This is a genomic window from Vibrio quintilis (genome assembly GCF_024529975.1).
Taxonomy (GTDB): Bacteria; Pseudomonadota; Gammaproteobacteria; order Enterobacterales; family Vibrionaceae; genus Vibrio; species Vibrio quintilis.
In genome coordinates, this window is record NZ_AP024897.1 from 1,601,553 (window position 1) to 1,620,125 (window position 18,573).

An 18,573-nucleotide genomic window follows, 5' to 3' on the forward strand; every position below is an offset into this window, starting at 1 on the left:
GGTCCCAGTTAAGATGAAAAAATTATATTTTATATTATTACATTTATTAGCAATTTTTGGTTTTATATCATTCATGTTGAGTGTTGCAAATAGCTTAAACTTGTCTGAATGCCACTCTGTTTTTGGGCAGGTAATATATTCTCTAGATTCTTCAAAAAGTGCTTATGCCAGGTTTCAATCATGTAAAAAAGAGCCATCAGTGATGGAAGTGTGGATGCGTATTTAATCAGATGGGAGTGAAGTGTTAGTTTTTAGTGCTAAATATTCTTCTACAAAAAAGTTGGATCTTCAATGGGATAATTCTGGAAACTTAACCATAATTTATCCATCTTCCATTTCTCCTGGTACTCATTTGAGACGATATAATGGAACAGAGATTTATTATAAAAAATATTAAAAGTCTACTCTTAAGCTACCGTCTTGGGATGTGAATTTGGATACTAATAAATTGTTTAGTAAAACTAGTGATTTTATTAATTTGAGGTCAGGTCTATTCGTGAAATTGCGCAGGCAAACCAGCAGGACACGAAGGCAGAAGATGAATAAAAGAGACTTGGTATAAGTCTTAATCCAAAGCCCGCACTCGCGGGCTTTTTACACAGGGCCCGTCTGTCCCAACTCTCCACCAATCACCTCATAACCATCATTATCGATCGAACCAAGCCAACATTTTCTTCTGAGATTTTGCAAATATAGGTTGCTTTGTGGGTTTATGATCAGGATCTTGGGCGGTTTATCAGTGCGGATCCGGACATACAGGCCCCGTTTGTGACAAACAGCTTTAACCGGTATGCGTATGTGTGGAATAATCCGCTGAAGTACACGGATCCCTCAGGTTATTGATCAGTTCAATAAAGCGGTACAGAGCATCGAACACGTATTTTAGGTGAAATTATGCTTACAATTGAAGCAAAAATATACTTTAAAAAGCAAGAGGATGGTGGGTTTCACAAGAATGGAGTTTCGGGAATGCAAACTTCATTTTCTGTCACTGATGACCTTATCATGTGCAAAGTTATAGGTAAGGGTGACCTTTCCGACTTTGTGCTTGGCAAAGAATATGAGGTTTCGATTGAACTCCCTTATGGTGAAATGTTTGAGGCGGAAATACAAAAAGGCTACAAATTCCATTTGAATATTGGTGGGAAAGAGTTTGCTAATGGCGTAGTTCTCTAACGTTACAAACAAAGTAACCGGTGCCAGAACTCTGAAAGACTGGGACTTTGATGCTGATCCTGCGATCGCAAACGCTTGGAATCGTATGCAAGCTGGAACACAAACAGCTGCGGATATGAAAATTCCTAAACATGAACTATTTGAGTCTAAGTTTGAAGGTATTTTTAAGACTAACTATAGAACTTCTCATAATGCCGCTAATAGAGCGGGTTACCACTCAGGGTTAGAATAATGGCAGTTTATATTGATATAAAAAAGAAAGAGACCAAAGATGCTGAGGTCGTCTATTCCTATGCAATAGAAGCTTTATCTCCCGGTCTACTGTCTTTAAACACTAAGAATGGTGAAGTAAGCCAGTTGAAAAAGATAGAAAGTGATAACGATGAAATGCTGTTTGCAAGAGCTGTTCATAAGGTTAAAAAAGCTTTCGATAAAGGAGAATTACCAGACGTTTTAGTCTGGGCGTCATAGAAGTTAATCAAAGCGAGACTATTCATAATTCTGTGTCACGCTTATTCTTATAAAACCAGATGCTTATCCAGCCAGGCTGGAAAATGGATGCTCAATTGCGACAGCGTTAAATTCCAGTTTTACACAGAGCCCGTCTGTCCCAACTCTCCACCAATCACCTCATAATCATCATCGATCGAACCAAGCCCACATCCTTTATACCCAAGCAACCTGAAGATGCATGATTCAGCGTGCAGCCGAAAGGTGCAGTTCAAGGAAAGGGAATGCAGGAATGTACCCACCTTTCAAATTTACTTGACGCAGAAATGTGCCTTTCAGCTCACGTCCTTCGGGTGAGTTTGTCTGGCTTTGATACGGCGTGACTGATTTTCAACGTAGAATGACTCTGTCTTCAAATCAGTGCCTTGTCTCAAAGCCAGACAAATCTCACTGAACCCTGCATCTTCAGGTTGTTTGGGTATAGATAAAAATGGATGGGAACTTATCAGCACCAGAGGAAGTCACCACAAATTCCGGCATCCGGATTATCCATACCCGGTGATTGTTCCACATCCGAAGAAAGATTTAAAAACAGGGCTGGTAAGAAAATTAATCCAGCAGGCCGGGTTATATACATATTGATCAGGCAAATAACTGAACAGGAACCCAACATGTTATATCCAATTGCGATTGAAACCGGTGATAAAGAATACGCTTATGGCGTCGTTTTTCCTGATTTGCCCGGCTGTTTCTCGGCGGGTGATACGTTAGAAGAAGCACTGGCAAATGCGAAAGAGGCCGTCACATACTATCTGGAAGATCTGGCTGAACATGAACAGGTGCCGCCTGCTGCAGGCTCATTATCAGACTGGCAGAAGGACGAAGCTTATCAGGGCTGGGCGTGGGCGGTAGTTGAAATCGATATTGAGCCGTATCTGGGTGGCGCGGTGAAGAAAAATGTCACGCTTCCCAGATTACTGCTGATGAAAATTGATAATCTGGTGAAAAGTAACCCGGCTTATAAAGACCGTTCTCACTTTTTGCAAACGGCGGCATTTCGTGAAATTGCGCAGGCAAACCAGCAGGACACGAAGGCAGAAGATGAATAAAATCGGCTGAAAAGCTTCCACCGCCGTGCAGTTACTCCCCTGAACCTGCTGGCGGCAGGCTGATATGACTAAACCAGCACCGAATACCAGAATACCTTACCGATAATGCGTATCTGTTGTACTTCATCGCCGGAGTAGGTTTCATCCGGATATTCTTCATGATTAAAACTCCGGATACGCAGGCCGCCACCGGGCACCCGGTATAAGGTTTTTACCCTCAGCATTCCATCATGATCAATCGCAAACATTTTACCGTCTTTAACTGCGGTGCTGGCTGTATCGACGCCGACTGTTGCGCCGTCAGGCAGGACAGGCTCCATGCTGTTGCCGCTGACCCGCACGCAGGCGGCGTGTTGCGGATCAACATTCTGTTGTTTGAGTGTGGCACGGGCAAATCTGAGCTTTGGTCCGTGATTCTCCCTGACTTCCGCCATGCCGTGGCCGGCAGACAGAGCTACTTCGGTAAAGAAGGGCAGTTCCACTTCATCGGAGGATAACGCTGTCTGACTGTTCCAGGGATCCATTTCACCCAGCCATGAGGCATTGCCATGTTCTGACTGATCTGCGGGTGCTGAATCACCGAGCAGCAGCCAGTCCGGCTGGCACTGAAGGGCTTTACATAAAGCGATCAGATTCTGGCCACTTGGCTTTGAGGCGCCATTGACCCACTGGCTGACCGAGCCCTTTGAAGCACCGGTCAGTTTGACGATATTGACTGCTTTTAAGCCTAAAGCCTGCATTCTTTGTTTGATTCGTTCTGAGGCACTCATTGTTTGTTTATCTGAATTTGTGTGTTTTGTTTAATAGACAACTGATTGCTTTTAAGTTAGATTTGTTTGGAATTCCAAACTAACTTGTTTTCTGACCTGTTTAACCTAGCATTTTTTGTCGGTCTCCCCAATCGTTAATGCCGGAAACGGGAAAATTTATGGAGTAAATACAATGACAAATACTATCATTCATACCACTGACTGGCTGATTGAGCAATGGGTTCACTGGCTCCGTCACAACCGGGAAGGTGTGGCCGGATACGCTTCAAGCTCAACTTTTACCCGTTTACTGGGAAACGGACTGCCGTCTCCCGGGATTACGGATGAAGACGCCATGCTGGTTGATGGCGCAATCGCCCGGCTTAGTCAACGTAATCCGCAGATGGCCAAAGCATTAACACTGTATTTCTTTGCCGGCGGTAATATTTCTTATGTGGCGAGGCAGCTCAACCTTGATCGCCGTCAGGCCACCATCCTTGTTAAATCAGGTACTGCATGGATTGATGCGGTGATTGATTTATCTGAATCAGCAAAAAATCAGAAGGCTGAACATAAAAAAGTTTAAAAAAGTAAACTTTTTTCCCGCAACCTATTGCAAATGTGTGCACAGTAATATATAGTATATCCCATAGTCTCAATACATCCGCCCTGAAGTACATACTTCAGGGCGTTTTTGTTGTCATCCCTAAACCACCGCCTTGGGCGGTGGTGATTGAACCTTGGGGCTATTGCCCGAAGAAATGCCCATGTTAGAAGTAAACCTCTTATTCACCACAAGTAAGAGGAAACAAAAAACATGGGCGACTATAGAAGTTCATCACATGTCTATTGGCGTTGTAAATACCATATAGTTTGGACGCCGAAATACAGATTCAAGATCCTGAAAGGTAACGTAGGTAAGGAGCTTTATCGCTCAATCTATATTTTATGCAATATGAAAGATTGCGAGGTCTTGGAACTAAATGTTCAGCAAGATCATGTTCATCTGGTTGTGATAGTTCCACCAAAAGTGTCTATCTCAACGTTGATGGGGATGTTGAAAGGACGTTCGGCAATCCGGTTGTTTAACAAATTCCCGCATATAAGAAAGAAGCTCTGGGGAAATCATTTTTGGGCAAGAGGTTACTTTGTCGATACGGTTGGCGTAAATGAAGAAATCATCAGACGTTACGTCAGACACCAAGATAAGAAAGATCAAGAATACGAGGCGCAGTTAGAGTTGAAGATGAACTAACAGCGCGAGAATGCTCCCTTTCAGGGGGCTGTAAACCAAAGCCGCCTTCTAAGAAGGCGGATTTTTACTTCTGCCTTTGTGATGAGACTCTTTTGATTTACCCCGGTGCCGGTACTTTTTATCCGATTGGATGACAAGTCGCTGGTCCGGGGTTTTTCGTTTTCGCGACAACCATTCACCGCATCGCTAAAGGTTCATCTTCACCGGTGAATCAAAGCTGGCAGACTGCGGTCCCCCGGATGGTTGATGTGAAATGAAGGCGGCCTGACCGGTCGCCTTTTCTTTTTCTTAATTCACACACTTTCATTAACAAACATGTTCGTATGAGCATGAGGAGAAAATATTATGGCAGACGGTTCTCGTCATCTGATTAGTCTTGTCGCTGAATCAACTTACGGCGTCACACCTGACAGTCCGGAATTTACCCCAATCCGTCATACAGGCACGACACTGGCACTGACTAAAAATACCATGCAATCTGAAGAGATTCGTGCCGACCGGCAAATCTCTGATTTCCGCCACAGCACATCTCAGACCGGCGGCGATATTTCAACTGAACTGAGCTTTGGCAGTTTCGACCAGCTTTTGGAAGCTTCTCTTCTCGGGACCTGGAAAGAAGATGCTGATAAAAGCAGTCATTCACTGAAAGCAGGTGCAACGCGCCGCAGCTTCAGTGTGTTGCGTCACTTCTCAGACTTAGCTGAATCGGATAAACCTTATCATCTGTTTACCGGGGTTGAAGTCAATACGCTGAATTTACAGGTGACACCGGACGCTGTGGTTTCAGCGACATTCACGGTCGTGGGTAAGGGCCTGTCGACGGCGGCACAGGCACCCGCAGGCATGAAATCCGGCACGGTATCATCCACACCGGTGATTAACTCGTTTACCGGCACACTCAAAGAAGGAGGTGAAAATATTGGGGTCGTGACAGAAATTCAGCTGACGCTGGAAAATGGCATTGACCCGCGCTTTATCATTGGTTCGAAAGAAACCATTCGTCCGCAGATTGGCCGCTCAAATCTCTCGGGGCAGATCACGGCTTATTTTGAAAATGCACAGTTGCTGGATAAATTCATCAACGAAACGGAAACCAGTCTGGAATTTACCCTGCCGGACGATGCCGGGAATGCTTACACCTTTATCATTCCGCGCATCAAATATAATGGCGGCCAGCCTGATGTATCCGGTCAGGGTTCTATTCAGCTGACACTGCCATTCCAGGCACTGTTTGATGAAGCCCAACAATCCAACATTGTGATTCAGAGAAAGGCCGTCTGATGCGGGAAATGAAAGCATTTTTTACCCGTCAGAAAGCCAATGAAGGCGTGCGCCTGCCTTTAACGCTGCCGGACGGGACAAAAACAGAACATTTCTTACTCATTCGCGGTATTGACTCGGATGCATTTCGTGAAGCGGAAGCAGAAGCGAAGCGTCAGGCGATGCAACTGTCAATGATCGAAGATGAGGAAGAAAAGCAGCAGGCGATTTCGGACAGGAAACTCTCACTGGTGGCGACACTCGTGCTGGACTGGTCATTTGAACAGGAATGTTCCCCGGAAAACGTGACGTCATTTCTGCGCGAGGCGCCGCAAATTGCTGATCAGGTTGATCAGCTTGCTGCGAGACGAGCACTTTTTTTCGACAAAAGGTTGAGCAGCTCTTCAGGTTCGCAGCCAGCGAACGGCAGCTCAGCCAAATCCCGCCCGGTTCACGGGTAACTCACCGGCAGACACTGATTCAGGTATGGAAAACCACAGGCAAAAAACCTCAGGCGCTTGCTGAGCACCCTGAGGTGCCTGATGAGCTGAAGTATCTGTGGGAATGGTTTCAGGAGCTTCACTCAGGTGAAGCGCTTTCTTTTTCAGAGATTCATTCCTGGGCTTTGATGACCCGCAGATGTCTGCGTGGCTGGGAAGTGGATGTTTTGCGGTCGTTAGACCGCATTAACAGGAGCATTTATTCATGACAGAAATCAACACGCTTCAAGTTGCAGCATCGGTTCGCAGTCTGTCTCAGTTAGAAAAACAGGCGGAACAGACACAAAAGGCAACGACAGCACTCACGCATGCTTTTGAGGGGTTATCCAAACCCGTTAAGACGATGCAATCTGCGTTCGCTGACCTTAACCGTGTTGTGACCAAAAGTCAGAAACTGACATCGCTTCAGCGCCAGTTGACGACTGCAAAAGAGAGTACGGCAAATTTAACCCAGGCTGTCAGACAGCTGAATAAAACCGCCGGGCAGGGCTTCGGCGACAAGATGCAGAAGGAGGCTCAGACCGGGGCAGCGGCATTGAATTCACTGGCGCAGACCCTGGCACAATACAAAGAGGATGCACTGTTTTCGGATCTCATTCCGGATGCGATGTTTGAAAAAGCGGATCAACTGACATCGGCCTTTGCCTCGTTAAATAGCCAGCTGGCTCAGTCCGCCGGTCAATCCGGCCAGCAGGGAAGCGACGGGCTGTTTTCCGGCCTGATTCCCGATCAGGCCAGCCAGCAACTGGATGGCATGACTCAGGAACTGGCGGCGTTTGCAACGGACTGGGAAACGTTGATCAGCAATGTTCAGAACAAAGGGCTGGACCAGATTGTGGCTCAGTCGCAGGAGATTGGCACCAATGCGCTGAAGGATTTTGCATCAGACTTCGGAAAAGCTTATGGCAATCAACTTAAAGATGAGCTGTTACCGGAAGATTTCATGAAACACATTAGCGGTGTGGATGATTTCTTCGATCAACTGGATGAAGGCTGGGATTATTTTACCAGCCGGATTCAGGAAAAAGGGCTGAGCGGTCTGTGGGATGAGGCCCTTGACGCTGGCGCCGAACCATTCGACGAGATGCTGAGCAGCCTGTCTTCCGGCTTTAAAAGCCAGATTGTCGATACCCTGGTGCCGGAAGGCTTGTTTGATGAGTTTCGGCAGTTAGGCAGTGTCTTTTCAGATTTAGGCTGGGATGGCGCCACCTCTTTCTTCAACGGGATGTTTACACCGGCAGAAGGGTCGCAGTCAGGCTCTGGTGGTTCGGGTTCTGGTGGATCAGATAGCACGCTTGATGCAACCCGTCAGCAGTATGACAGCCAAACCGGTCTGGAGCTGGATTTGACCGAGCAACGGGAAAGTCAGAAAGCGCAGATCGAAAGTCAGTACCAGCAGACCCGGCTGCAAAGTGCCTCCGACTTTTTCAATAATATTGCAGAGTTAGCGGTCACTTCCGGCGGAAAACAATCCAAAATTGCCAAAGCGGCTGCTATCGCGCAGGCCACGATGAAAACCTATGAATCGGCCACCGGCGCTTATGCCGCTTTAGCCGGTATTCCTTACGTCGGTCCGGCACTTGGTGCCGCCGCTGCCGCTGCGGCTGTTGCCGCCGGTATGGCAAATATTCAGGCGATTCGCTCGGCAAACTTCTCCGGTGCTTATGATCACGGCGGACTGATTCCTTCCGGCAAGATTGGCCTGGTGGGTGAATACGGACCGGAACTGATTGCCGGCCCGGCGACAGTCACCAGCCGCAGGGCGACCGCTGAGCGTTCGTCCGGTACTTCGGCCACGGCCAGTCAGGTGTCGTTTGCGCCTGTGATTAATATCTCGGGACAGACCGACAACTCCGCCCGGCAGACCGCGCAGCAAGTCCGCAGTACGCTGCAGGGGCTGATGGCCGAATTCATTACTGATCAGCAACGTTCCGGGGGCATGCTGAACCAACAAAGTGAGGTATCCTGATGAGAGAAACCTTTCCCGATCTTTGTCCGGATTATAACTCCGGTGCATCGATTTCTCATGACGTTGTTTCCGTCTCTTTCGGAGATGGTTATGAACAGAAAATGCCTAAAGGCATCAATCATACGCAGCTGAGTTACTCGTTAAGCTGGTCCGGGCTGACACAAAGTGAACGGGACACCATCGTCGCTTTTCTGATGAAACACGGCGGTGTGACGCCATTTCACTGGACGCCGTGGGATGGTCCGGAGCAGTTATGGACCTGTGAGAAATACACAGTTTCTCCGAAACCGGCCAGTTACTACGACATTTCAGCTACTTTCACAAAGTCTTATAGCCTATGAACTACACAGAAACGGTTCAGAAAACGTCTTTACCGGCGATTGTCGAGATGTTTTCTGTCACAACCTCAACAGGCACGCTCCGTTTTGTCACGGGGCCCCGCGATGGCAAGCCGGTTGTCCATGCGGGTAAAACTTATACGCCATTGCCGATTGACGTGTCCGGCTTCGGCTTTAATACCACAGGCTCAATTCCGCGCCCGACCATGCGGATCAGCAATATCGACAGTGCGCTGATTCCGGTGATTGCTGAAACGGATGACCTGATCGGTGCGCGGGTGGTTCGCCAGCGGATTTTTGCCACCAATCTCGACGGAGAACCGGATGAAGATCCGGGACAGACCTTTCCGCCGGATATTTATGTGGTGAACCGCAAGTCCGTTCAGACCCGCGCATCGATTGAATGGGAGCTGGTGGCGGCGATTGATCAGGAAGGCGTCAAACTGCCGCGCAGGCAGGTGATCCGCGATTACTGCCAGAGTATTTACCGGATTTATGATGCTGAGCAGGCAGCGTTTGATTACAGCGCGGCGACCTGTCCGTATACCGGTGTGGTTTGCTTTAATGCTCAGGGAAAAAGCGCCGGTGCGGATTCAGATGCGTGCGGCAAAACCCTGGCGGACTGCAAAAAACGCTTTGGTGAACACGGCATTCTGCCGTTTGACGGCTTCCCCGGCGTTGCCCGGGTAAGGAAAAGCTGATGCTCAAACAGGACATTATTGAGGCGATACAGCAACACGCGCTGGCCTGTTATCCCGAAGAGAGCTGTGGCTTTATTTTCCCGGACCGTTATGCGCCTCAGCGGAATGTGTCTCCCACACCGGCGCAGCACTTCAGGATCAGCCGCCAGGCGATGACGGAAGCAAGGGCTGAACACATTGTGGCGATTGCGCACTCGCACCCGGACGGCAATCACTTCCCGTCGCTGATGGATATGCAGGGCCAAATCTCGACCGGAGTGCCCTGGTATATCTGCAATATTGATCAAGGCAGGGTGACGGATTTTTTTGGCTGGGGAAAGCCGGGAATGACACCGCTGACCGGCCGGCCTTTCCGGCATGGCGTCACCGATTGTTATGCCATCATCCGCGATTATTTTTTTCGACACCGCCGGGTGACGCTGAATGATTATCCCCGCAGCTGGGAATGGTGGAAATCCGGGGAAGATCTGTATGAGAAGTATTTCCGGCAGGAAGGATTTTCAGTGATTGAATCGTCTGAAGTTGAAGCCGGGGATGTCTTTCTTGCTGCGATCGCCTCCAGACAGATCAATCATGGCGGAGTTTATACCGGTAACGGACTCATTCTGCATCAGCTTGGTAACCAGCATGGTTACGCGCCTGATCGTCTGAGTTGTCGTACACCGGTGACTCCTTGGTTAAAACATATCAAATACTGGATTCGTTACGATGGTTGAAATTCATCTCCATGGAGAATTAGCAAAGCTTGAGTGTCCGGAAGCAATTGATGTGCAGAGTCCCTATGAAGCAATTCAGTTTCTCTGCGAAGTTGTACCCGGATTCAGGCAGTGCTACTTCTCCGGTCAATATACGATTGAAAATGATCAGGGTTCGTTCGTGACAGAAGATAACTTACATCTGCAAGGGTGTCAGTCGTTGCATTTCTATCCGGCAGCGGCGGGCGCTGTGACGGGGGCGCTGGTTGGGGCCGGTCTGCTGATGGGCGGGATGCTGGCTGTTAAATATATGGATCTGAAGTTGTCTGGCTATGAAGAGCGTGAGTCGGTTGACAGCCGCAATTCATACCTGTTTAACGGTGCGAAAAACACGGTTGAACAAGGTGTCGCAAGGCCACTGCTTTACGGAAAAATGGAAGTCGGTGGCCACATCATCTCTACAGGATTAACGACGGAGCAAATTATCTGATGCAACCTTATATGACAGACAATATAGAAGGTGCAAAAGGTAGCAGCGGAAAGTCAGGACAAAGTAGTGGACGGGTCGCAAAAGAAGACCCGAACACGCTCCAGAGTAATGCTACCTGCCGGTGTCTTTTCCTGGTCTCCGAAGGCCCGACTATCGGGCCGGAACGGGGCGCACAGGATATTCTCATCGACGGCACCCCCCTGCAAAGTGAGCAGGGAAGTTACAATTTTCAGGGGGTTCACCTTGCTATCCGGCAAGGGCACCCTCAACAGGAACATTTACCCGGTTTCCCGGCAGTTGAAAATCAGGTTTCTGTCGGTACGGAAGTGACCTTCAGTACCCCGGTGATCCGGACCATTCACACTGAGATTGATGCGGCACGGGTGACGGTGCGGATTCCCCGGCTGACCAGTCAGGATGCCAAAACGGGGGATTTACACGGTTCATCGGTCGGTATTTATATTGACAGCCGTGCGGAAGGCGGCAGCTGGACAAGGGCTGTGACCGATACGATCAAAGGAAAAACGGTCTCGGATTATCAGCGGGACTATCGGGTTGAGCTGACCGGCGAGCCGCCCTGGGATATCCGGGTCGGACGTATTTCGCCGGACAGTACCTCTTCGACACTCTCAAATCAAACCTACTGGGACAGTTATACCGAAATCACAGACGCCAAACTCTATTATCCGAACAGCGCCCTGCTGGGGCTGACTATTGATGCGAAGCAGTTCAGCGGCAGTATGCCGAAAGTTTCTGCGGTCTGGTCGGGAATGGCGGTGAAAGTGCCCGCGAACTATGACCCGCAGAAGCGGACTTATCAGGGAATCTGGGATGGCACTTTTCAGGTGGCATGGACCGATAACCCGGCCTGGGTACTGTATGATTTATTAACCAATACGCGCTACGGCCTTGGTCAGGAAGTCGATCATCAGTCCGTCAGTAAAGGCCACTTCTACACCATTGGTCAATACTGTGATGAACTGGTGGATGATGGTTACGGCGGTAAGGAGCCGCGCTATACCTGTAACATCTATCTGGCCAAACAGCAGGATGCCTTTGCGGTGGTGAAAAATCTGGCAACGGTTTTCCGTGGCATGACCTACTGGGGCAGCGGGCAGGTCGTCCCGGTACAGGATGCCCCGCAGGATGCCACGCAACTGATCACGGCGGCCAATGTTGTTGACGGGCTGTTTACTTATAAAGGGAAGAACTCATCCTCTGAACGACACAGTGTCGCGCTGGTGTCATGGAATGACCCGGAAGATAACTACCGGCTGAATGTCGAAGTGGTGGAAGACAAAGAGGCGATTCAGGCGATCGGCTGGAAGACAACCGATGTGGTTGCGGTCGGCTGTACTTCCCGTGGTCAGGCCCGCCGGGTTGGCCGCTGGACGCTGGACGCAGAATGGCATGAACCTGAAACCATCACTTACCGGTGTGGTTTTGATCAGCTTGGCGTTCGTCCCGGTGACATCGTTAATGTGCTGGATCCGGATATTGCCGGTATCCGCCTTGGCGGCCGGATTGCCGGGGTGACGCCGGGTGCTGTGACCGTCGATGAATTACCGGCAGATTTTGATCCGGCGCTGGCGTATCAGCTTTCTGTGGTGCTGCCGTCCGGCGGAATTCATACCACGGATGTTCAGTCGGTTGAAGGCAATACCTTATCGGTTGCGACTATGGATGTACTGCCGGTCGCCGGGGCGATGTGGGCTTTGACCACCGACCAGGTTCAGCCACGGCCATTCCGGGTGACGTCGGTGACCGAAGCGGAGGACATGACATTCAATGTCACGGGTACCCGTTTTGATCCCCATAAATATCAGCGGGTTGAAGATGGCATCCGGTTTGAAGACAGCTCATTTTCACTGCTGCCTTCGGGCGCGCTGCCGCCACCGAAAAAACTGACGATTGATGATAATCTTTATATCGATAAAGGCCAGATGCGGACCGCACTGACGATTGGTGCGACGCTTCCGGCTGACGCCAGAATCCGCTATATCGAATATCAGTATCAATCGGCAGAAGAGCCTGATTTTACCACGATCTCAACCACGTCATCGGTGTCAGTTGAAGTCAAAGATGTACAAACGACGACGTATACCATCCGGGCGCGGTGTGTGGATGCGTTAGGTCAGTACAGCCGCTGGTCGGAAAACGTGGTGTATCAGGTGCTGGGTAAGCAGGCACCGCCGGAAGACGTGGATGGTTTCAGCATTCAGGTCACCGGTGCCACCGCATTACTGAGCTGGCAGGCTGGGACTGATCTGGATTTGGATCATTACAAAGTCCGCTATTCGCCACAGGAAGAAGGGGCGAAATGGGGAGAAGCGGTTGATATCGTGACGCATACCAAAGGCACCAGTGCTTCGGTTCCGGCTCTGGTCGGGAGCTATCTGGTCAAAGCGGTCGATACGTCCGGTAATGAGAGTGTCAATGCGGCCTGGGTGAGTTCTTCGGTCAGCAGTCTGGCCGCTTTTAATGTGATTGAATCGGTGCAGGAAAGCCCGGCGTTTTCCGGCAGGCATCTGCAAACCTGTGTGCTTGACCATGCGCTTCAGTCCGGCGGTGCAGACAGCTTGTCTGACTGGCCGCCCCTGGAAGATATTTCCAGCCTGACCTATGCCGAGCGTGGCGTCCGGCAGGAAAGTATCTATGCATTCAAGCGTGAGCTGGATTTGGGTGAAGTGTACACTTCCCGCCTGACAGCGGTGTTAAAAGCACGGGGCGTGGATATCCGCAGTACGATGTCAACATGGAATCCGATCGGCAAAATCCATAACCTGATCGAAAGCTCGCCCAATGACTGGAGCGTCCGGCTTCAGGTGCGGACAACCAAGGATGCGCCGTCTTCTTCTGAAGCGGTCTGGTCTTCCTGGCAGGACTTTGTGTTAGGCGATTATACCGCCAGAGCCTTTCAGTGGCGGGTGATACTGCTCAGTTATAACCCGATTGTGGCAGCGCAGGTGACCGCGCTGGAAGTTCAGGTGGATATGCCGGATCGGATTGCGTCCGATTCTGATCTGGTTTGTCCGCAGGAAGGACGCTTGATCCGGTTTGCTTCCCCGTTCCGGGCAAGACCGGCGATTGCCGTCGACGCGCAGGAGATGGCGCCCGGTGATTATAAAATGATCCGGGAGCAGAGCCGTCGTGGTTTCTACCTTCAGTTCTTCAATCAGGCCGGGCAGCCGGTTGCCCGTTCATTTGATTATCTGGCCAAAGGTTACGGCCAGTCTGTTTAATTTTTTATTGTGATTCCCGAATAACCCGAAGCATTCATCTTCCGGTTGTTTGGTCATATTTCATCTTCTGTTTCATTCACATCAGCATGCCGTACATCCGGTTCTTTTGCATTCGCTCAGGGCCTGTATGGCAGGCTTTGGTGTGGCTGTTGCGGAATACATCTTATACTCAGGAGCTTAATTGATATGAGTCAGTACGATTTTGGGGTGATTAACCCGAATACAAAAAACGGCGCTACACTTGCCACCGATTTAAATAACTGGCGTGATGCCTTACACAGCCTGCATAAAGCAAACGTCCGGCCCGACTATGCGGTGAACGGCACGATGTGGCTGGACGACAGTCTGGATAGCTGCTGGCTGTTAAAGTTATACAACGGCGATCATGATGTGGTGATTCAGGAAATTGACCCCAATGGTGAAGCGGCATTGTTACCGCTGCACCGGGGCGGCACCGGCGCAGCCGATGCAGAAGGTGCCCGTGAAGCGCTGGAGTTGGGAGCGCTTGCGGTTCAGAGTCAGGTGAACAGCAACCTGATTGAAGAGAATGCAGTGACCAATGAGAAAGTTGCCGATCACACGCTCAGCCTGGATAAACTGGCCAAAGGTACACCGGGCGATGTGATTGCCTATGATACCGATGGGTTGCCGGCCGCAACGCGTTTTTCGGCCAATATTGAGAACAGCCGCCGGTGTAAAAAGATCTCGAAAGGCAACTTTGGTATGTCTTCTCATGTTGTCAGCGTGTATTTAATGGAAGACGGCACAATTCGCGGTTGTGGCTATGGTGGCAATTACTCCAATGGTGATCCTGCGGGTGGGAATAACTATGTGCCGGGCCGGGTGGCGCTCAGTCATCCCGGAGTCAATGTTGTGGCTGTATATAGTGGTCATCACAGCCATTATGCACTCGATGACGAAGGCAATGTTTATTCCTGGGGATTAAATGATTATGGCCAGCTGGGCCATGGTGATACCACATCCCGCCCGGTTGCCACCCGGATCGAGTTTTTCGTCCAGAACGATCTGAAAGTGGTTGAAGTGTACACCATCGGGGCCGGTTATTATCAGTACAATACGACGATCTTCCGTACTGATAAGGGGTATTTATACGCCTGTGGTTATAATGGTGAAGGCCAGTTGGGTGACGGGACGACTGCAAATAAGTCTGCACCGGTGCGCTGTGGCTATCTGGAAAATATTCAGCAGGTTCATATTGGTGGCGGTCATCCGAAATGTATTCATGCCATTAATGATGAAGGCCAGCTATGGAGCTGGGGATGGAATGCTACCGGTCAGCTGGGGCTTGGTCATAACACCAATGAGGATACCCCGGTTCGCTCATCGCTCAGGGATGTTAAAAAAGTGCTGGGGGCCTCCGGATATAACGTGTCAGCAGCCGATCCGCGTGGCTTTAGCCTGGCGGTGAAAAACGACGGAACCGTCTGGGCAACCGGTTCAAATCCTTATGGTCAGTTAGGGCAGGGAAATACCACAGATCTGAATCAGTGGACACAGGTTCATTTCCCGGATGGCGATACAATTGTTGATATTGCGTTAGGCTGCGGCCATTACGCACCGGCGATGGCGCTGAATGATCAGGGAGAGGTACTGAGCTGGGGTTATAATGGTTACGGTCAGTTGGGGAATGGTGTCGATGATAAAGCACAGTCGGTGCCGTTAAAACCTGAAGGAGAGTGGCAGGGTAAAGTGACCCGCATTGCCATTGGCGGCTCGATCTCTTATTCAGCGCTGATTGTTGAAAGTGACGGCGCACTGTGGGGCTGTGGTTATAATGGCAACATGAACCTCGGTGTCGGAGATGCAACCCACTCTCATCAGTCGGCGCATAAATGTGAGTTCCGGCGGGTGCTTGGCCTCAATGGCACCATGCGTGACTGGTGGATTCACGGGCATAGTGGTGACTGGGGAATTCGGGTGCTGTATGAAGACGGCCGGGTTGATGCCTGTGGGCAGAATGCGACGTACGGTTTTTGCGGAACCCAATCCGGGAATCTGCATAATCAGGGGGTTCTGGCTCAGGTCCGGTTCTGATTCCCGTTATTCTTATCTTCTTATCTTTGTTTTCAACATCGTTACCCTGGCGGGTAACGATGTTTCCTGCCTGTATTCCTCACTGTTCCAGCCGGATTTTCCCGCTACATCACAGAAACATATGAATTTAAGTGGTATGTGATGGTTTGTATTATCCTTATTGTGAATGTTGCATTCTCACCCTATGTATCAACGCATGACAGGATCATACAATGAACTACCTTTTCATCTCTGTTTCTTCCGCCGGATGTGACACATTTGCTGACCCGGTTAAAACCCGGCTTGGTGAGTCCTCCGTCTTGCAGCAGTGTGGTTATCATCCTTTTCATCTGATCCGGGCCGAAGAATTCCGGAATGCGTCTTTCGAAAATCATCTGCAAACCATCCGTCACAGCCGCTATATGGTTTATCTGCTGGGTCAGGATGAAGAAGCGATCAATCCTGCATTCGTTGATGAAGAAATTGAAGCCGCGTTGAGCAGCGACGTCGAAATCATCGCTTTTTGTGTCGGTGGCGCCTGTCGGGAGGAAGTCTTACCTGCCGCGATCATCCGACAATGCAAAAAACTGCCTCAGTCCGCCCGGATTGAAACGATTGCGACCGATGATCCTGAAGTGGTTGCCAGAACGGTAACCCTGATGATGGAAAATGAGGTCTTACGGGTGTTTGGCGAAGATGATCATGCGCTGTTGGGTACTGATTTACTGAGTATCCCGGGTTTCCCGGCTGACCAAATCCACACCTTTCCGCCAGAGATTACCGGGCAGCTGGAGAAAATCTACCGGACAGAAGATCCGGAAAAATATCACTGTTCACTGAGTTGTGATGTGATTCAGAGAAAGCGCTGGGCCCGGGAAAGCATGGCTTATGGTCACGTTGAGGCGGCGATCAGTAATCTGGAAAAGGTGCATCATGAGTTCGGGTCAGATTTATTTGTCTGTTTCTGGCTCGGCAGGCTCTATACATTGTATGGCAGTGAAGAGGCGCAGTTAAACCGGGGGCTGGCGATGTCTCAGCAGGTTCTGACTATGCTGCACCCGGCGGAGACCTTACTTTTTTCTTTATGTCATATACACCTTGGCAGTGCTGCCACGAAACTGGGCCTTCCGGAGCAGGCCGGGACAAATTTTGATATTGCGGCCGGGGCATTCAAGACCTATGAAATTCATGAATTCAGAGCTGCCCTGTGTTTGCAGCAGATGACAACAACGCAGGAAAGCCGGTGGCTGGATGAAGCCACCGTGTGCCTGACAGCTTTGTTACGAGTCAAACTGCTGCATTATTTATCAGCCCGGTCACGTCTTGAAGACGAATATGACGGGGTATTTCTTCAGGCAGAGCAACGGCTGCTTCACAAGTGGGAATCTTTCGCTGAATCTGTCTACGGGATGAGTGAACGGAATTTCTCCTGGGCTTCAGAGCACTTTTATGGTTTTCGGGATGAACCGGTAAAAGCCGATAAAATGCAGCATATATTGCAGTGCGCGATGGAAATTGCGCAGCTGAACCGGCGCAACTACCGGATTTTGCGTCAGGCTGCCGGGCAGATGCAGGTGCGTTATGAACATGTGCTCCATGATCTGAAAGAGTTAAAAGATCGCCGGAAAAAGCTTGAAGATGAACAGGCAGAGCTGACGTGTCTGGCGGAGCAAAGCAGTCAGATGATGACTGACAGAGACGTGATTATCGAAGAAGAAAAAGCACTGAAGGTGCATGAAGAAAAAGCCGAGAAACATGTGTTTTACAGCTCATGCCTGATCGTGTTGGCGTTAGTTCTGATGACTTTTATTGTGGTTCGCATTGTTGAGATTGACATGCGGCAGCAGGATACGCTCTTGTTTGTGCTGTCCACGCTGTTCTTCTTTTCTTTAGGGTTGCCATATATTTTTTCGGGAAACTACCGGAAAATGAAAAATCAGCTGGGAAAATATGCGGTGCAGCGCTGTACGATTAAAGATGATTTGCTGACCATATGGCGTCATGTTGAGCCTGAGGCCCTGGCGGATACGATGCGAACGCTTTTAGCCGAATTGAAAGAAAATCCTGATTCGGTCAGTGCTGAGGATTTGGAGCAGACGCTCAGTGAGGTTCACCGGTATGTGAAACGGGAGTTTCAGAGGCTGGCAGATATCGAACATGATTGTGACGGACAGCTTGAGAAACTCAAAGAACTGGCGGGTGACTGGTGTGTAAAAGTTGATGCATTTGAGCGTGAATTTATTTCAGCTGATCAGGGGCAGTACAATTACCTGCTCTGTCGTTGTGAGCAGGTGCAGTTTGGTGAAAATACGGTATTAGATGTGGAAAGTGTGCCGTGCCGGTATCTGAAAAGCCATCGCGAAGGGCTGGTTTTATACGCTGATGGTTCGCGGATGAAGGCCTGGTTTACGGATGCTCAGTCTGCGGGTGTGATGATGGATGATTTATGCAGTACCGGGGATTCACCACCCGCGCAGGTTGCTCCGGCCGCGGACACGGAAAACGAGAGTCCGCCTCCGGCTGAAGAAAGTCCTGCGGTGGTGGAAGAAGTCCGGGTTCTCTCTGATGGCATCTGATCGGTCGAAGTGTGGTGAGGGGTGGTGAA

General features: G+C 49.9%; 18 protein-coding genes and 1 pseudogene. 18 read left to right on the forward strand and 1 reads right to left on the reverse strand.

Annotation, left to right across the window (positions count from 1 at the left end; all coding sequences use genetic code 11):
• Positions 1-708: 708 nt before the first annotated feature.
• The 5 genes and pseudogenes from OC443_RS26390 to OC443_RS07555 all read left to right on the forward strand — a co-directional run.
• Positions 709-840 (forward strand): annotated as a pseudogene (locus OC443_RS26390) (RHS repeat-associated core domain-containing protein); the annotation flags it as partial.
• 54 nt (positions 841-894) lie between these two features.
• Positions 895-1,176 (forward strand): hypothetical protein, encoded by a 282-nt coding sequence (locus tag OC443_RS07540; protein WP_073585149.1) that lies wholly within the window; start codon positions 895-897, stop codon positions 1,174-1,176.
• A 231-nt stretch (positions 1,177-1,407) separates the two neighbouring features.
• On the forward strand, positions 1,408-1,647 hold the full coding sequence (locus tag OC443_RS07545; RefSeq protein ID WP_073585151.1) for a hypothetical protein: 240 nt from the start codon (positions 1,408-1,410) through the stop codon (positions 1,645-1,647).
• A 399-nt stretch (positions 1,648-2,046) separates the two neighbouring features.
• A complete protein-coding gene (locus OC443_RS07550; protein ID WP_234976432.1) occupies positions 2,047-2,268 on the forward strand; it encodes a type II toxin-antitoxin system HicA family toxin in 222 nt (73 codons plus the stop codon).
• Between the two features lie 29 nt (positions 2,269-2,297).
• A complete protein-coding gene (locus OC443_RS07555) occupies positions 2,298-2,735 on the forward strand; it encodes a type II toxin-antitoxin system HicB family antitoxin (RefSeq protein ID WP_073585155.1) in 438 nt (145 codons plus the stop codon).
• A gap of 68 nt (positions 2,736-2,803) precedes the next feature.
• Here the strand turns inward: OC443_RS07555 and OC443_RS07560 are convergent, their stop codons facing one another.
• Positions 2,804-3,505: a S24 family peptidase gene (locus OC443_RS07560; RefSeq protein WP_073585157.1), complete on the reverse strand. Its 702-nt coding sequence runs from the start codon at positions 3,503-3,505 to the stop codon at positions 2,804-2,806.
• Between the two features lie 172 nt (positions 3,506-3,677).
• On the opposite strand from OC443_RS07560, the gene OC443_RS07570 reads away from it, so the two are divergent.
• The 13 genes from OC443_RS07570 (at position 3,678) to OC443_RS07625 (ending at position 18,544) form a co-directional block, all read left to right on the forward strand.
• Positions 3,678-4,070 carry an antiterminator Q family protein gene (locus tag OC443_RS07570; protein WP_073585159.1) on the forward strand — a complete coding sequence of 131 codons (393 nt, stop codon included), beginning with the start codon at positions 3,678-3,680 and terminating at the stop codon, positions 4,068-4,070.
• Between the two features lie 231 nt (positions 4,071-4,301).
• Complete coding sequence (tnpA, locus tag OC443_RS07575) at positions 4,302-4,739, forward strand: IS200/IS605 family transposase (RefSeq protein WP_073580231.1); 438 nt, start codon at positions 4,302-4,304, stop codon at positions 4,737-4,739.
• Between the two features lie 345 nt (positions 4,740-5,084).
• Positions 5,085-6,020, forward strand: coding sequence for a phage tail tube protein (locus tag OC443_RS07580; RefSeq protein ID WP_073585161.1), 936 nt, complete (start codon positions 5,085-5,087; stop codon positions 6,018-6,020).
• Positions 6,020-6,460, forward strand: a complete 441-nt coding sequence (locus OC443_RS07585; RefSeq protein WP_073585163.1) for a phage tail assembly chaperone — start codon at positions 6,020-6,022, stop codon at positions 6,458-6,460. Before OC443_RS07580 ends, OC443_RS07585 begins: the two co-directional genes overlap by 1 nt.
• Positions 6,461-6,477: 17 nt before the next feature.
• Entirely contained in the window at positions 6,478-6,708 is a 231-nt protein-coding gene (locus tag OC443_RS26455) for a phage tail assembly chaperone (RefSeq protein WP_442478204.1), read from the forward strand.
• The gene (locus OC443_RS07590) at positions 6,705-8,468 is read left to right on the forward strand and encodes an AAA family ATPase (RefSeq protein WP_073585165.1); all 1,764 of its coding nucleotides are present in this window, start codon (positions 6,705-6,707) and stop codon (positions 8,466-8,468) included. Before OC443_RS26455 ends, OC443_RS07590 begins: the two co-directional genes overlap by 4 nt.
• Positions 8,468-8,809 (forward strand): phage tail protein, encoded by a 342-nt coding sequence (locus OC443_RS07595; RefSeq protein WP_073585167.1) that lies wholly within the window; start codon positions 8,468-8,470, stop codon positions 8,807-8,809. Before OC443_RS07590 ends, OC443_RS07595 begins: the two co-directional genes overlap by 1 nt.
• Positions 8,806-9,507 carry a phage minor tail protein L gene (locus OC443_RS07600; protein WP_073585169.1) on the forward strand — a complete coding sequence of 234 codons (702 nt, stop codon included), beginning with the start codon at positions 8,806-8,808 and terminating at the stop codon, positions 9,505-9,507. The genes OC443_RS07595 and OC443_RS07600 overlap by 4 nt, the downstream gene beginning before the upstream one ends.
• On the forward strand, positions 9,507-10,223 hold the full coding sequence (locus OC443_RS07605; RefSeq protein ID WP_073585170.1) for a C40 family peptidase: 717 nt from the start codon (positions 9,507-9,509) through the stop codon (positions 10,221-10,223). The genes OC443_RS07600 and OC443_RS07605 overlap by 1 nt, the downstream gene beginning before the upstream one ends.
• A complete protein-coding gene (locus tag OC443_RS07610) occupies positions 10,216-10,692 on the forward strand; it encodes a tail assembly protein (protein WP_073585172.1) in 477 nt (158 codons plus the stop codon). Before OC443_RS07605 ends, OC443_RS07610 begins: the two co-directional genes overlap by 8 nt.
• Positions 10,693-10,703: 11 nt before the next feature.
• Positions 10,704-13,934, forward strand: coding sequence for a host specificity protein J (locus tag OC443_RS07615; RefSeq protein WP_159440354.1), 3,231 nt, complete (start codon positions 10,704-10,706; stop codon positions 13,932-13,934).
• A 186-nt stretch (positions 13,935-14,120) separates the two neighbouring features.
• On the forward strand, positions 14,121-15,989 hold the full coding sequence (locus tag OC443_RS07620) for an RCC1 domain-containing protein (RefSeq protein WP_073585176.1): 1,869 nt from the start codon (positions 14,121-14,123) through the stop codon (positions 15,987-15,989).
• Positions 15,990-16,201: 212 nt separating this feature from the next.
• Entirely contained in the window at positions 16,202-18,544 is a 2,343-nt protein-coding gene (locus tag OC443_RS07625) for a hypothetical protein (RefSeq protein ID WP_073585178.1), read from the forward strand.
• Positions 18,545-18,573: the final 29 nt, after the last annotated feature.